Here is a 14941-nt window from a genome sequence, read left to right as displayed (position 1 = left end):
GTATAGGTATAGGCTGCATTAGCCCCTACAGTTAGTATGGCATTCTCTTTACTATCTTTTAGGATGTTTTTACGAACCTCAACTTCTACGCCATATACCTTAGCCTGGTCTCCGGTCCTGAAGTAACGTTGGTTCCCTGTTGCGTCGGTGGCTACTACCCTGTTTACAGGATCGTTAATGGTTTTGGCAAATGCTGCAATGGATACTAACTCCCCACGACTTGGGAATAACTCATATTTTAAGTCATAGTTGTAGATCTCAGAAAAAATAGGTCCGGTTCCGTCTGGTTTACCTAGTAAATCCGGGTTACCTCCAACCCGTTGTACCACACCTTCGTAAACGAAGTTGGCAGCTTCCTTGAATTCCGGAAAAGAGGCGGTCTTACTAAAGGAGAATCGCAGGTTAGTATCTTCATTGAGGGCATAGCGAAGGTTAAGACTTGGTAAGAAGATATTTTCGTAGGCGTTCCTGAAGCCCGGATCTGTTGGTACAGGGTTAATTACGTCATATTCTATGGCCTGCTTATAGGATTCTAGCCTGAAACCAGGTATCAATAGCCATTTGTCACTTAATTGTAATTCTGCCGTCACATATCCGGCATGAATATCAAGATTTCCTTTATAGGTGTTCTCGTAAAGCTGTGGCCTGTTTTGTAAGCCTATGTCCACATTCTGAGGATTTCGAACTATAAATAGATCCCAAAGTCCACTTCCTTCAGGAATATTGATATTAGACACATCGAAAAAATCATTTAGATTATTGATGTCTGTTACGGGATTTGCATTTTTATCAGCAATCAAATACCCATATCTCCAGTTGTTGAACCTTCGTTCCTTGCGCCTTCCGTTATATCCAAAATTAAGAGTAACTTTCTCTGATACTTTTTTATTTAGATTGATATAGCTACTCAATTCATCATCTTCAATGCTTTGAAAGAAACGCTGATTGTCAAAGGCTATGTTATCATAAAAAATTGGGTTGGTTGTAGGATCGTTATCCAGGGCAAATTGATAATCCTCCAGCGAAATCCGCTTCCTGTCTGGTTCATCAGAGAATACCTTATTAAATCCTATTCCCCAGTCTAATCCCCAGTCGTTGTCAAAGCTGTGCTGTCCGTTCAATTGGTTAACAAAGATCATATCCTGGTTAAACTGCACATTCAGCTGAAAATAACCTCCATCACCATTGTTGCTAAAACCATCCCGGTTAAAACCATTACCTCCAATCCCGTAGTAACCAACTGCATCTTTAGCACTATTTATAAACAGGGAACTATACTTTATCTTATGCTCGTTGTTAATCCGGTAAGTAATATTACCCATAGCCGTAGTAGTTGTGCTATAGGTGTATTCGTTCACCAGGGGGAATCGCACTTTAATATCGTTTGTAAAATCCAGGGCCGGGCCTTCAAGGAACTCATAGCCATTGCCAAAACTGGCCATTCCAAAAAAGCTGAGTCTGGATTCTTCATTTAAATTAAAGGAGTAGCCACCTTCAATGGCTCCTGAAATATTGACAGGATCATAATCTGCCTCTGGGTCCACGCCATGAGAAAGTATGATAGCAAACGGGTCGTTGTCATAGCGGTTGTAAAATCCGAAAAAACTAGTCCCTTCTGAGGTAACAAAGTTAGTGCCGGCTGCATTTGAATTGACACCACTTCCGAGGGAAACCGCCATATACCCATCGCCTGTGTATTCTTTGGAATCTATATTTACGTTTCCTGCGGAAAAATCACCATAAAAAGCCGGGGTATAGGCCTTACTTACAGAAATGTTTTCAATAATACTGGAAGAGAACAGATCCAGATCAATATTTTTCTTGTTCACATTATTGGAGGGGAGAGATAAGCCATTCATGGTAGTATTCTGATACCGATCGCCCAAGCCCCTAACATAAACATTGCTGGAACCTTGCTGCTTTGAAATTCCAGCTATTTGGGCTACAGCGGCCGCGGCATCGTCTATCCCTTTTCTTGTAAGGGCTTCTGCACTGATGGCTTCCTTTATTTCAATGGCCTTCTTTTGATCTAACAACAATGCAATTTCTGAATCTCTAGCTGCTGTGGTGATCAGTACAACTTCATTCAGCGATACACTGCCAGCACCCAGCGCAGTGTTTACCTCTGTGACCTTCCCTGCTACCACCACTACGTCAGGAACTTCAAGGGTTTCATATCCTAGAAAAGTAAAAACTACGGTATAAGATCCAGGTTCCAGATTGTTGATCTCAAATAAACCATCAAAATCGCTGGTTGTTCCTTTGGTGGTTCCTTTTAAAATGACATTGGCAAACGCCAATGGCTCGTTATTCATTTCCTTGTCCGTTAGTTTTCCAACAATACTGCCTGTTGTTTGAGAAAAAATACTACCAGAAAGGAAAAGAAAGAACGCTATATAAAAATATCTCATTGATTTTTTTTTCATAATCACGGTGCAAAGAACGCAGGAACTTGTAAAGGGGATGTTATTCACAGGTTAAACCTTTATTTTTTAAAGGTTATCTTAAGGTTAGCACATTAACCCAATGTTAAGTTGTGCGAAAGACCTTTCTTTTTTCGTTTTTGAAAAGTGGTATCTTGCGGGGAAATACGCACTATGAACTGGGAAGAACTGTTGTCTTTACAACGTTTTGGGGATACACACAAAAGGATCAGAAAAGAGCAGGACGAAACCCGGCTGGGGTTTGAGGTAGACTACGATCGTGTAATTTTTTCCTCTGCTTTTAGAAGCCTGCAAGATAAGACGCAGGTGATCCCACTTTCTAAAACCGACTTTGTACATACACGTCTTACCCATAGTCTGGAAGTGTCTGTCGTGGGGAGGAGTTTAGGCCGTATTGCCGGAAAAAAACTACTTGCCAAATACCCACATCTTCATGAAACACACGGGTATCAGTTCAATGATTTTGGAGCGATCGTCGCCGCCGCCTCTTTGGCGCACGATATTGGAAATCCACCTTTTGGGCATAGCGGGGAAAAGGCTATAGGCGAATTTTTTAAAAGTGGTCCGGGATTGGAATATAAAAATCAACTCACCGCTAAAGAATACCAGGATCTAATAGATTTTGAAGGGAATGCCAATGGCTTTAAAATACTTACAGAATCTCGCGAAGGGGTTGAAGGAGGACTCAGGCTTAGCTATGCTACCCTGGGTGCGTTTCTGAAATATCCTAAAGAATCCCTTCCCGTGAAACCAACAAAGCATATTGCGGATAAGAAATACGCGTGTTTTCAGGCCAATACTTCGTTTTTTACAGCGATAGCCACCGAGCTGAGCCTTGAAAGACGGGCGTCTGACGGCAGTTTTTCCAGGCATCCCTTAACCTTCCTGGTAGAAGCTGCCGATGATATTTGTTATACGATAATCGACTTTGAGGATGGGATAAATCTGGGATTGATCTCAGAAGATTTTGCCCTGGAATATCTGATAAAACTTGTCAAAGACAGTATAGACACCAGAAAGTATCACCAATTGGTACACATGGAAGACCGCCTGAGTTATTTGCGGGCACTTGCCATCAATACACTTATCACCGATGCCACAGATACCTTTATTAAGCATGAATCGGAAATTCTGGAAGGAAATTTCAGCACTTCATTACTCGATAAAAGTAAGTATAAGGCTCAGATCCAGGATATCCTGAGTTTGAGCGCCGAAAAGATCTACAGATCACAGGAGGTCATTGAAAAGGAAATAGCCGGATATCGTATAATTGCCGATATCCTGGGGGCGTACTCAACAGCCTTGGTCAAAAGCAAAAGGGGATTTGCGAACAACTATGACCAGCTTTTGATGACAACACTACCACCAAAATACCAGGATATTTCCGGCTCACTTTATACCGTTTTGTTGAATTGTTGCTGTTATGTGGCTAGTCTTTCAGACAGTGCTGCCGTTCATATCCACAATAAGATCTCAGGGAAACAACTCTAAAAACTATAACTCAGACCAATGGCCAGTAATTGTCTAAATTGTATCCTCGGCACACCCGGATCAATAATAGCGCCTGTAGTATCATCAGTAATCACATTGAAGCGTATATCATCATCATAGATGATCTGGGTGCCAAAATTGGCTTTAATAAAATCATTTACTGTAAATTCAAAATTGAGTTCCCAGTCTATATCAATATTTCCAAAGGACCGGAGATAGTCCGAATACAAACTGATCCGATGATCCAGAGATACGTTTTCCCAAACAGGGGTTTCCCACTCATTGGTTACTGAGATCCCTACTTCTATGAATTTGCGTTCCCCTTCAATGAGAATGGTGCCAGTTGTGTCACGAACGGCTTTCCGCACCCCAAAGGCACCATCATTGGCAAGGTTTTGATCTAATACAAAAGTGGCTTTTTGGGTAAGAGGAGAAATATATAAATTAAAATTCTTTCCTTCCGGGATATAGGAGATACCGGCTCCTACAAAAAGATAGCCAGGCGCCATGAACCTTGAGATGGGCGTAGAACGATCCGGGTATCTATACCCATTGGAGAACTGAGTGTTGAATTTCACTTTGGCCGAATAATACCAGCTTGTTAAGGTATCCCTTCGATATCCAAAACTAGATGAAAAACGAATGGCATCTTCCGTTTTGCGTAGTTTTTGCCCTTCCTGAACATTGACTCCATAGCGAAGTACCAGATCATTATCCCATTGAATATAGCGGAATTTGTAGTTCCGTACAAATTTGGCATTGGCCAGAGCCGAAAAGGCATTGTCTCCCCCTGCATTCCAGTTTACAAAGGCCACTTCGCTGAGGTTTAATCCCAGATTGTTACCTACTTCCCAAAAGGAAGGGATTTTAAAGCGGTTAAACCTTTTGGTACGTGCCTGTGTTTTTTTAAATGAGATCACCGGGTTAGTTAGGTTAACACTTCTGGGGATATATCGAATCTTATCTTGTGGGGCCCGGATAACCACTGTGTCAATAATTGTGGTATCTGGTTCCTGGGGAGGAATGATAGTGTCTTGGGCAGTTAGTTGAAAATACGGGCCCAGGCAGATCAGTATAAAAATAGTAAGCCTAAGAAACCTCATCAAGGAATTTGGTTAAACAATTGGTAATTGATGCTTCGTCTATGTGCCCTATAGATTGAAGTTCCTCTACGGTACCATGTTCAATAAAAACATCTGGCAGTCCCAGGCATTTTATTTTATTCTTGTACTCATGCGTGTTGGCAAACTCTAGAACGGCACTTCCAAAACCTCCTATGATACACCCATCTTCGAGCGTAACGATGATCTTGTATTTATTAAAAATACGATGGAGTTGTTCTAGATCCAAAGGTTTGGCAAAGCGCATATCGAAATGTCCGATGGCAGCAGGATGCTGAAGACCTTCCAAAATCTCAACCACCTTGTTTCCAATATGGCCAAGGGACAGTACGGCAATGGAAGAACCTTCTGCAAGCATTCTCGAAGTGCCCACAGAGATTGTTTCAAATGGCGTACGCCAGGAAGGAATGACCCCCCTTCCTCTTGGATATCGAATAGCAAGAGGGTGGTCTATTCCGTTTTGAGCGGTATACATGATATTTCGCAATTCAGCCTCATTCATGGGTGCAAAAATGACCATATTTGGAATGCAACGCAAAAAGGAGATATCATAAACCCCATGATGTGTGGCGCCATCCTGACCCACAAGACCTGCCCGGTCCAGGCAAAAAATAACCGGCAAATTTTGGAGAGCCACATCATGGATCAACTGGTCATATGCTCGTTGCAAAAAGGTAGAGTAAATATTGCAAAAAGGGATCATCCCTTCTACAGCCAAACCAGCCGCCATAGTTACAGCGTGCTGTTCGGCTATACCTACATCAAAGGCCCTGTCTGGAAAAATTTCCATCATAAATTTTAGCGAACTACCGGTAGGCATCGCCGGGGTTATACCGATGATCTTTTGATTTTCACGGGCCAATTCTACCAGGGTATGACCAAAAACGTCCTGATATTTTGGAGGTAAGCCTTCATTAGTTGCAGCCACCAGTTCCCCGGTTACCTTATTGAATTTTCCCGGCGCGTGATAAGTGATCTGATTCTCTTCGGCTTTTAACAGGCCTTTACCCTTGGTAGTAATAAGATGAAGAAGGCGAGGTCCACGCAACTCCTTCATTTGTTGCAGCGCATTTAATACCGCGTTCATATCATGACCGTCTACAGGCCCGGAATATTCGAAATTGAGACATTCAAAGATATTCTCCTCCTTTGCGGTGCCTTTTTTTACGTTGGTAAGATATTTTTTAAGGGCCCCAACACTGGGGTCTATACCTATGGCGTTGTCATTAAGGATGATCAGTATATTCGCATCTGTAACTCCGGCATGGTTCAGTCCTTCAAAGGCCATACCGCTTGCTATGGAAGCGTCTCCTATTACCGCAATATGCTCCCGCTCTGTATCTCCTTTAAGTTTTGCCGCAAGTGCCATCCCCATAATGGCGGAAATGGAGGTAGAACTATGCCCGGTACCAAAGGCATCAAATTCACTTTCTTCCCTTTTCGGAAAGCCACTCAGGCCACCTAATTGCCGGTTTGTATCAAAGAGTTGCCTTCTGCCGGTTAGTATTTTATGCCCATAGGCCTGATGGCCCACATCCCAGATCAATTTGTCATGGGGGGTATTAAAAACGTAGTGCAGGGCAATGGTGAGTTCTACAACTCCTAAACTAGCACCCAGGTGACCTTCTTTCGCAGAGACTATATCAATGATAAATTCTCTCAATTCTTTTGATAACAGCGGTAAATCCTCGCGAGGAAGCAGGCGTAGATCCGAAGGTTGTTGTATGCTGTTTAAGAGTTTCATGGAAAGGGACAAAGGTACATTAATTCATTTTTGATGCGAGTAGATACTTCCATGAAAATTGTATTTTTGGCAGCATGGATTTACTCTTGGATGATTCTTACTTTATGAAAAAAGCACTGCAGGAAGCAGAAATTGCTTTTGAAAATGGAGAGGTGCCAATTGGTGCTGTGGTTGTAGTTCAGGGCAGGATCATTGCAAGGGCACATAATCAAACCGAAAAATTAAGTGATGTAACGGCTCACGCGGAAATGCTGGCCATTACGGCAGCCTCTAATTTTTTAGGAGGTAAGTATCTGTATGATTGCACCCTTTATGTAACCCTGGAACCCTGCCAAATGTGCGCGGGAGCGTTGTACTGGAGCCAGATTCCGAGAATAGTATACGGAGCTTCAGATCCTCAACGGGGATTTGTTGCTACTGGAGGAAATTTACATCCAAAAACAACCGTAGTCTCTGGGATACTGGAAAAGGAAGCTAATAGTCTCTTAAAACAATTTTTTATCCAAAGGCGCAATTTGAATTAGGAGGGCCTATGGCACAAAAAAACGCCTGTATTTAACAGGCGTTCGGTCTTCAATCAAAATAAAATATATTAGCTGATCACCTGTACTTTGGCGGCAACCACTCCCTTTCTACCCTCTTCTTCTTCGTATTCTACTTTGTCTCCTTCGTTCAATTCTACCCCATTCAGGGCAGTGGCATGAACAAAGATGTCCTTTCCGGTGTCATCGTTAGTAATGAACCCATAACCCTTGGATTCATTAAAAAATTTTACTGTTCCAGTCATGAAAAAATTATTAATTATTAGGTGTAATACTAAAATATGGATTTTTGGGCAAAAGCCCTTATGGATTATCCATTATTTTGGACTGGAATTATCGTTTTTTTGACTTTTTTTCTTCGGTATTGCGCATTTTTTTGATGTTCTCTTCGGTAAGCATATAGTCTTTCATCTTTTTCCCTTTGCTCTCTTTAAATAAGAAAAGAGGCATCGCTATCAAAAACAAGCCTACGGTACCAAAACCGATACATTTGTTACCCAGTGGTGGATTTTCTTCTATGACCGTAAATCCATAGATAATTGTAATTATGGAAGATAGTACAATAAGGGTGATCGTATATTTATGTGTCAGGATCATGCTATTTTGTAAAATTTATCAATTTGCGTCTGTACGCCGTAAGTAATTTAGATTTTGAAACAAATCCGTAGTACTTACCGTCTTTAATGACCGGCAGGTTCCAGGCGCTACTGTCCTGAAATTTCTGCATTACCACTTCCATAGCATCTGTTTCATAAAAAATATGTTCCGGAGCGTTGTGCATGATGGTTTCCACCAGGAGTTTATCGTAAAGGGTGGTATCGAACATAAAATCGCGCACATCATCTAACAATACAATGCCCACCAGAACATCTTTTGAATTCACCACCGGAAATATATTTCTGGTAGACTTGGCTACACAGTTATGAAGCATTTCCCCCAGTGTCATGTGCTGATAAACAGGCTTAAAATCCTTTTCAATCACATCATCTAGTTGCATAAGTGTTAGTACGGTTTTATCCTTATCATGGGTGATCAGTGCACCTTCTTTGGCCAATTCACGCGTATAAATGGAGTGGTCCAGGGTATTTTTAGTGATTAAAAAAGAAATAGCTGAGGTGATCATCAGAGGCACAAAAAGTTCATAACCACCTGTGATCTCAGCAATCAGGAAGATTGCGGTTAAGGGTGCATGCAGCACCCCTGCAATTAGTCCGGCCATACCAATAAGCGTAAAATTGCTCTCGCTCACTGAAAAACCCATTCCAATGTTGTTGATCACTTTGGCCACAACGTTTCCCAGGGTACTCCCCATCACCATGGTAGGGATAAAGATACCCCCGGCACCCCCTGCAGCAAACGTAGTGGTCATGGCAACCGCTTTAAAAATGGTAATCCCAAAAAGCAGGGCAATAACTACCCAAATATTGGATGTATAGGCATCAAAGGGTGTTTTCCCCAATGCCATTAATGAATCCCCATGCAGGAGATGGTTGATATATCCAAACCCTTCCCCGTAAAGAGGTGGAATAAAATAAAGCATGGTGCCAATGGCCAACCCGCCAACCAGTAGCTTGTATTTGGGACTTTTAAAACGTTTAAAAAAATGGAGTATCCCAAAATACATTCTTGTAAAATAGATAGATGAAAATGCCGTACCTACCCCCAAAACTATATAGAACAAAGTGTCCCTGATTTCAAACCTCTCGGTTACGTTAAAATTGAACAATGTTTCATCACCCAGAAAGAAGTAGGATGTCAGAACGCCAGAAATAGATGCAAATAATAGGGGTAATAAAGAAAGCATGGTCAGATCCAGACTAAAGACCTCCACTGCAAAGATGATGGCGGCAATAGGAGATTGAAAGACCGAGGCAATGGCACCCGCAGAAGCGCAGGCAATTAGCAGGGAACGCGTTTTGGCATTAATATGGAGGAATCTAGATAAATTAGAACTAATAGCGGCGCCAGAGGCAACTGCCGGACCCAAGAGTCCTACCGAACCCCCAAAGCCTACGGTTAATGGGGCGGTGATCAGTGGGGTAAGTATTTTCTTCATGCTAATGATCCCTTTCTTTTTGGACATTGCCAAAAGAATAGATGAGATAGCGTGTTCTAGCTTTTCTTTATGAAAGTATTTTACATAGAGGTACACCAGGGTTAAACCAATAATGGGACTCACAAAATAAAGCTGTGTACTTGAAAAAACGATCCCCTTATCAACTAAGCTCTCAATGTAATAAGTGGTATTCTTAAGTGTGACTGCTGCTAGCCCGGCTAAAAAACCAACTGCAACGCTCATGATATGAATAAATGTTTTGTTGGAGATATGCTTATACCGCCAGCGAAAAAATCGAGCGAACAGTATGTTGATCTGTTTGAGCATTATATAGTTATAACATAAAGGTATGACATAGTAAACACTCTTTTAGAATCCTTACATTTCTGTTTTATAGAACAAAAACGCTGAAATTAGCCCTCATTGTTTTCCAATCGAAGGTTTAACTCCTTTAACTGGGCTTTATCTATAGGTGCAGGAGCATCGATCATTACATCCCTGCCACTGTTATTCTTGGGGAAGGCAATAAAGTCTCGTATAGTTTCCTGTCCTCCCAGGATGGCTACCAGCCTGTCTAGCCCAAAAGCTATTCCGCCGTGGGGTGGTGCTCCGTATTGAAATGCGTCCATCAAAAATCCAAATTGAGCACGAGCTTCCTCTTCGGTAAAACCAAGATGCCGGAACATAGTACTTTGCATTTTTTTATCGTGTATCCGTATGGAACCACCACCTATCTCATTGCCGTTTAAGACAAGGTCGTAGGCATTGGCTCTCACCGCATCAGGATCCGTATCGAGTAATTCCAATTGCCCTGGTTTTGGCGATGTGAACGGGTGATGCATGGCATGATAGTCCCCGGTCTCCTCATCTTTTTCCAAAAGCGGGAAGTCTATGACCCAAAGTGGCGCAAACACTAAAGGATTTCGCAATCCGAGGCGTTCTGCCATTTCCATTCTCAAAGCACTTAATTGCGTCCGGGTACTCATGGTGTCGCCAGAGAGCACACAAATAAGATCTCCTGTTTGTGCGTTTGTTGCTTCAGCCCATTTTTTAAGATCTTCCTGGTCGTAGAATTTATCCACGGAAGATTTATAACTTCCATCTTCATTACAGCGCACATAGACCATGCCTTTGGCGCCAATTTGGGGTCTCCTTAACCAGTCTGTTAGGTGGTCTATTTCTTTTCTTGTTAAAGATGCACCTCCCGGGACGGCAATGCCTACTACGAGTTCGGCCGCATTAAAAATTTGAAAATCCCTGTGTTGTGAAACGTCATTTAATTCACCAAACCGCATTTCGAAACGAATATCCGGCTTATCATTCCCATAGGTCTTCATAGCCTCATCGTACGTCATACGCGGAAATTTTTCCACCTCAATGCCACGGATCTCTTTTAAAAGATGTCTGGTAAGACCCTCAAAAGCATTGAGCACATCTTCCTGTTCCACAAAGGCCATTTCGCAATCTATTTGGGTAAACTCGGGTTGTCTGTCTGCTCTTAGGTCCTCATCTCTGAAACATTTTACGATCTGGAAGTACTTATCCAGCCCGCCAACCATCAACAATTGCTTAAAGGTCTGTGGCGACTGTGGCAAGGCGTAAAATTGCCCCTGATTCATGCGACTCGGAACAACAAAATCGCGTGCTCCTTCCGGGGTAGATTTAATCAGATAAGGTGTTTCCACCTCAATAAATCCTTGTTCAGAAAGATATTTCCGAACTTCCATCGCCACCTTACTGCGAAAAATCAGATTGTTTTTTATCGGATTTCTCCGGATATCCAGATAGCGATACTTCATTCGCAGGTCTGTGCCACCATCGGTATCATCTTCAATGGTAAAAGGAGGAAGCAAGGCGGGGTTAAGTATCTTTATTTCCGAGACGAGGATCTCAATGTCTCCTGTAGACAGTTGTGGGTTTTTTGAAGTCCTTTCTATGACCTCCCCATGCACCTGAATTACAAATTCCCTGCCCAGTTTCCTGGCTTCGGCGAGTAGGGTAGCGGTGGTTCGTTGCTCGTCGAAGACCAATTGTGTGATCCCATATCGGTCTCTTAGATCTACCCAGACCACAAAGCCCTTATCGCGTACTTTTTGTACCCATCCACTTAAGATCACTCGGGTTCCAATATCGGGGGTCCGCAACTCTCCGCAGGTATGACTTCTATACATTGATAATCTGAATTTTAGCTGCGGCAAATGTAAGAAGTAATGCGTTGAACCCATAATATCTGGGGTTATTTTAAAGAATAATTTAAAGGGTTTATTCAAAGAAAATAGTTGAATTAACCCAGACTTTATGAATTCTTCATTACCTTGGAATACACTATTGCTAATTCAAAACTTACAAACATGAAACAAAAATTACTTGGAAAATCATTCTTGTGGTTGCTCCTGGCGTTGCCTATTTTGGCGTTTTCGCAGGGGACAGTCAGCGGGAATATTACGGATTCCAGTTATGGAGGCCCTCTTGCGGGGGTAAACGTCGTGGTCAAAGGCACCTCCAAGGGGGCCATATCCGACTTTGACGGAAATTATTCGATCAGTGTTAACAGTTTTCCTGCAACACTTGTTTTTTCATCCCTCGGGTATGAAACCAAAGAGGTGATGGTAGAAGGACCCACAACCTTAAACGTTACCATTGGTGAATCTGCCACAGGCCTTGATGAGGTAGTTGTAACTGGTTTAGGGACCTCCATTAAAAGGAGTAACCTAGCCAATGCGGTTGCCACGGTCTCCAATGAGCAACTTGTAGGAACTACGGCACAAACAACCCTTGATGGAGCCCTTTATGGGAAGTTAACCGGGGTAAACATTACGTCTTCCTCAGGAGCACCCGGAGGTGGATTTGCACTTCGTTTACGTGGTATTTCCTCCATCAATGGAAATAACCAGCCACTTTATATTGTGGATGGAGTGTATGTGAATAACGCCGAGATCCCATCAGGCTTGCGTTTTGCATCCGGAGCTAACAGGGGGAACGAGGAGAACTCTTCCAACCGTATTGCGGATTTGGATCCTAACGACATCCAGAACATTGAGGTCCTTAAAGGAGCCTCTGCGGCGGCCATTTACGGTACACGGGCAAATGCCGGGGTTGTGATCATCACCACCAAAAGAGGAAGTCAGGGTAAGACCGAGATCAAATTTAGCCAGGATACCGGTTTCAACACCATCATAAACAAACTGGGCCTGCGCCCATGGACGGCTCAAAGTGTGGAAGACACCTTTGGCGCCGCAGAAGTAACACTCTACAATCAGGCTATTGCCAATGGAGGTCTTATAGACTATGAGGATGAGATCTATGGTGAAACCGGACTGATCACTGATACCCGTATCAGCGCGAGCGGAGGAGGCGAAAAAACAAAATTCTTTGTGGGTGCCTCTTACCGAGATGAAGAAGGAATCATCAAAAATACCGGCTTTAATCGATTTTCGCTCAGGGCAAATATAGATCATACCATCTCCAATACCTTTAGCTTTTCGGCATCCTCTAATTTTGTTCGCAGTAGTTCGAGCAGGAGTTTTACCGGAAATGAAAACGAGGGTGGATTGAGTTATGGCTATACGCTAGCCTTTACCAGGCCGTGGATCAATTTGTTCCCGGACGAAACAGGGGCGTATCCTGATAACCCTAACTATTCCGGGAACCCTATTTTTGTAAGGGATCTTGCGAAGAATGAGGATAGAAATAATCGCTTTATTCAGGGGATTAAATTAACGACCAATATTTTAAATACTGGCGATGATGCTGTGAAGTTAATATTTAATGGAGGAGCAGATTTTCTTGCCAATGAAACTTTTGTCTATGTGCCTGAAACACATCAGGCCCAGAGAGGAAACCAAAATGGTTTTATTGGGGTAGGAAAGAACAACTTTACCAACTTCAATTATCAGGGGATAGCGGTATGGAACCACAATGCCATGGGGGGCGATCTTGCTCTTACCTCACAGGCGGGTATCTCTTATCTGGAACAGCAGGCCGATCTGATTTTTAATCAGGCAACTCAGCTGATTCCTGATCAGACCAATTTAACACAGGGTTCTGCCCAGGCTATCACACAGAACACCTCTACCGTAAAAGAATTTGGATATTTTGCCCAGGTAGAAGGGAATTATATGGACAGGTTGATTGGTACATTAGGGTATCGTTTTGATAAATCTACCCTCAATGGAGACCCTAATAAATACTATGGTTTCCCAAAAGCCTCTTTAGCCGCTAACTTACATAACTTCGATTTTTGGGGCGATGGAGACGGCTTTGTTAAAAGGCTCAAATTAAGAGCTGCCTATGGGGAAACAGGTTCTTCCGGTGCCTTTGGTTCGGCCTTTACAGGCTTAAACCAGGTTTCGGTTGGAGGCATAGGAGGATCTTCCATAAGTGCCTTAAAAGGAGATCCGAACATTGAACCAGAAACTTCGGCAGAATTTGAAGTTGGTTTTGATGCAGGACTCGCAGACAAGGTAAATCTGGAAGTATCGTATTACAACAGAACCGTGAGCGATCTCCTATTAAGCAGGGCATTACCAGCCTCTTCAGGTTTTGGATCGGAGACCACCAACCTGGCCGACCTTAAAAACTACGGTCTTGAAGTAGGTGTTACCGTAAATCCAGTGCAGGATGAAAACTTTATATGGTCGTCTAATGTGAATTTCTGGTTCAACAGGTCAGAGGTTACCAGATTGGATGTTCCTGCATTTCCACAACCAGGAGCCGGATTTGGCCTTGGTCTGGGAACCTTTTATATTGAGGAAGGAAAACCTGTTACCCAATTAGTAGGAAATATCAATGGGGTTCCAACACAGATAGGGAACGTGGAACCAGATTTTCAAATGGGTTTCAATAACAATTTTACCATTGCCAAACAGTTTGATGTTTCCTTTCTATTTCAGTGGAAAAAAGGAGGTGAAAACCTGAACCTTTCGAGATTACTTACTGATTTAGGAGGAACCACTCCTGACCTGGATACACCAGCCGGGATTGAACGAAATGGACAACCCATTGCCGCAGTGCGATTTATAGAACCGGCCGGATACCTAAGACTTAGAGAAGCAGCCGTATACTACAGATTGCCAGCCAGTGCACTCGCGTTTTTTGGCGAATCAGTTACCGGAGTAAAACTGGGACTTTCTGGTAGAAATATATTTACCATTACGGACTACAGTAGCTATGATCCGGAGACTTCCACCAATGGAGGAGCCGGCTTGTCTTCAGGAATTGAGGTAACTCCCTTCCCAAGTACCAAGCAGTTTTATTTTCATCTAAATGTTAACTTCTAAAAAAATAGCAATGAAAATTATACATACATATAAAATAACAGGTGTATTAGCACTCATGGTATTCTTTGGGGCTTTTATTACCTCCTGTTCCTTCGATGAACAGGTAGACCCTAACAGACCAAGTCTGGCAGGGGTATTAACAGACGCTTCCCAAAATCAGCTCAACAACCTGGTAGTTGGGGTAGAATCTGCCATGAGAAATTCTTTGGGGATACAGACCACCGGATCCGGGACCATAGCCAGAGAATTGTACTTATTTGATGC

Annotated in this window: 10 protein-coding genes and 1 pseudogene; 4 read left to right on the top strand and 7 right to left on the bottom strand. The window is 42.8% G+C overall.

Annotated elements, in window-relative coordinates; all coding sequences use genetic code 11:
- On the bottom strand, positions 1 to 2411 hold a 2411-nt coding region (locus WBM49_RS07445; RefSeq protein ID WP_424371429.1), incomplete at its 3' end, for a TonB-dependent receptor domain-containing protein.
- Positions 2412 to 2597: 186 nt separating this feature from the next.
- On the opposite strand from WBM49_RS07445, the gene dgt reads away from it, so the two are divergent.
- Positions 2598 to 3935: a dGTP triphosphohydrolase gene (gene dgt, locus WBM49_RS07440; protein WP_424371428.1), complete on the top strand. Its 1338-nt coding sequence runs from the start codon at positions 2598 to 2600 to the stop codon at positions 3933 to 3935.
- On the opposite strand, the gene WBM49_RS07435 is transcribed toward dgt, so the two are convergent.
- Positions 3932 to 5038: a DUF3078 domain-containing protein gene (locus WBM49_RS07435; protein ID WP_424371427.1), complete on the bottom strand. Its 1107-nt coding sequence runs from the start codon at positions 5036 to 5038 to the stop codon at positions 3932 to 3934. The genes dgt and WBM49_RS07435 overlap by 4 nt on opposite strands.
- Complete coding sequence (locus WBM49_RS07430; protein WP_424371426.1) at positions 5025 to 6800, bottom strand: 1-deoxy-D-xylulose-5-phosphate synthase; 1776 nt, start codon at positions 6798 to 6800, stop codon at positions 5025 to 5027. Before WBM49_RS07430 ends, WBM49_RS07435 begins: the two co-directional genes overlap by 14 nt.
- 74 nt (positions 6801 to 6874) lie before the next feature.
- On the opposite strand from WBM49_RS07430, the gene WBM49_RS07425 reads away from it, so the two are divergent.
- Positions 6875 to 7324, top strand: a complete 450-nt coding sequence (locus WBM49_RS07425; protein WP_424371425.1) for a nucleoside deaminase — start codon at positions 6875 to 6877, stop codon at positions 7322 to 7324.
- Positions 7325 to 7392: 68 nt separating this feature from the next.
- Here the strand turns inward: WBM49_RS07425 and WBM49_RS07420 are convergent, their stop codons facing one another.
- The 4 genes from WBM49_RS07420 to aspS form a co-directional block, all read right to left on the bottom strand.
- A complete protein-coding gene (locus WBM49_RS07420; RefSeq protein WP_424371424.1) occupies positions 7393 to 7587 on the bottom strand; it encodes a cold-shock protein in 195 nt (64 codons plus the stop codon).
- An 88-nt stretch (positions 7588 to 7675) separates the two neighbouring features.
- Positions 7676 to 7939, bottom strand: coding sequence for a hypothetical protein (locus WBM49_RS07415; RefSeq protein WP_424371423.1), 264 nt, complete (start codon positions 7937 to 7939; stop codon positions 7676 to 7678).
- Between the two features lies 1 nt (position 7940).
- The gene (locus WBM49_RS07410) at positions 7941 to 9641 is read right to left on the bottom strand and encodes a chloride channel protein (RefSeq protein WP_424371422.1); all 1701 of its coding nucleotides are present in this window, start codon (positions 9639 to 9641) and stop codon (positions 7941 to 7943) included.
- Positions 9642 to 9811: 170 nt separating this feature from the next.
- Positions 9812 to 11569: an aspartate--tRNA ligase gene (aspS, locus tag WBM49_RS07405; RefSeq protein ID WP_424371421.1), complete on the bottom strand. Its 1758-nt coding sequence runs from the start codon at positions 11567 to 11569 to the stop codon at positions 9812 to 9814.
- Positions 11570 to 11749: 180 nt separating this feature from the next.
- Here aspS and WBM49_RS07400 point away from each other — a divergent pair, with 180 nt between their 5' ends.
- On the top strand, positions 11750 to 14677 hold the full coding sequence (locus WBM49_RS07400) for a SusC/RagA family TonB-linked outer membrane protein (RefSeq protein WP_424371420.1): 2928 nt from the start codon (positions 11750 to 11752) through the stop codon (positions 14675 to 14677).
- 10 nt (positions 14678 to 14687) lie between these two features.
- Positions 14688 to 14941, top strand: a pseudogene (locus WBM49_RS07395) (RagB/SusD family nutrient uptake outer membrane protein); the annotation flags it as partial.

The sequence above is a fragment of the Muriicola sp. genome (genome assembly GCF_049669965.1).
In the GTDB taxonomy this organism is placed as follows: domain Bacteria; phylum Bacteroidota; class Bacteroidia; order Flavobacteriales; family Flavobacteriaceae; genus Muriicola.
This window is presented reverse-complemented; position numbering and strand designations above follow the sequence as displayed.

What these genes read in the sequence shown, in the direction of transcription:
- WBM49_RS07415 (WP_424371423.1), bottom strand. Translation starts at nt 7,939, where the DNA reads ATGATCCTGACACATAAATATACGATCACCCTTATTGTACTATCTTCC.
- WBM49_RS07400 (WP_424371420.1), top strand. Translation starts at nt 11,750, where the DNA reads ATGAAACAAAAATTACTTGGAAAATCATTCTTGTGGTTGCTCCTGGCG.
- WBM49_RS07410 (WP_424371422.1), bottom strand. Translation starts at nt 9,641, where the DNA reads ATGAGCGTTGCAGTTGGTTTTTTAGCCGGGCTAGCAGCAGTCACACTT.
- WBM49_RS07425 (WP_424371425.1), top strand. Translation starts at nt 6,875, where the DNA reads ATGGATTTACTCTTGGATGATTCTTACTTTATGAAAAAAGCACTGCAG.
- dgt (WP_424371428.1), top strand. Translation starts at nt 2,598, where the DNA reads ATGAACTGGGAAGAACTGTTGTCTTTACAACGTTTTGGGGATACACAC.
- WBM49_RS07430 (WP_424371426.1), bottom strand. Translation starts at nt 6,800, where the DNA reads ATGAAACTCTTAAACAGCATACAACAACCTTCGGATCTACGCCTGCTT.
- WBM49_RS07435 (WP_424371427.1), bottom strand. Translation starts at nt 5,038, where the DNA reads ATGAGGTTTCTTAGGCTTACTATTTTTATACTGATCTGCCTGGGCCCG.
- aspS (WP_424371421.1), bottom strand. Translation starts at nt 11,569, where the DNA reads ATGTATAGAAGTCATACCTGCGGAGAGTTGCGGACCCCCGATATTGGA.
- WBM49_RS07420 (WP_424371424.1), bottom strand. Translation starts at nt 7,587, where the DNA reads ATGACTGGAACAGTAAAATTTTTTAATGAATCCAAGGGTTATGGGTTC.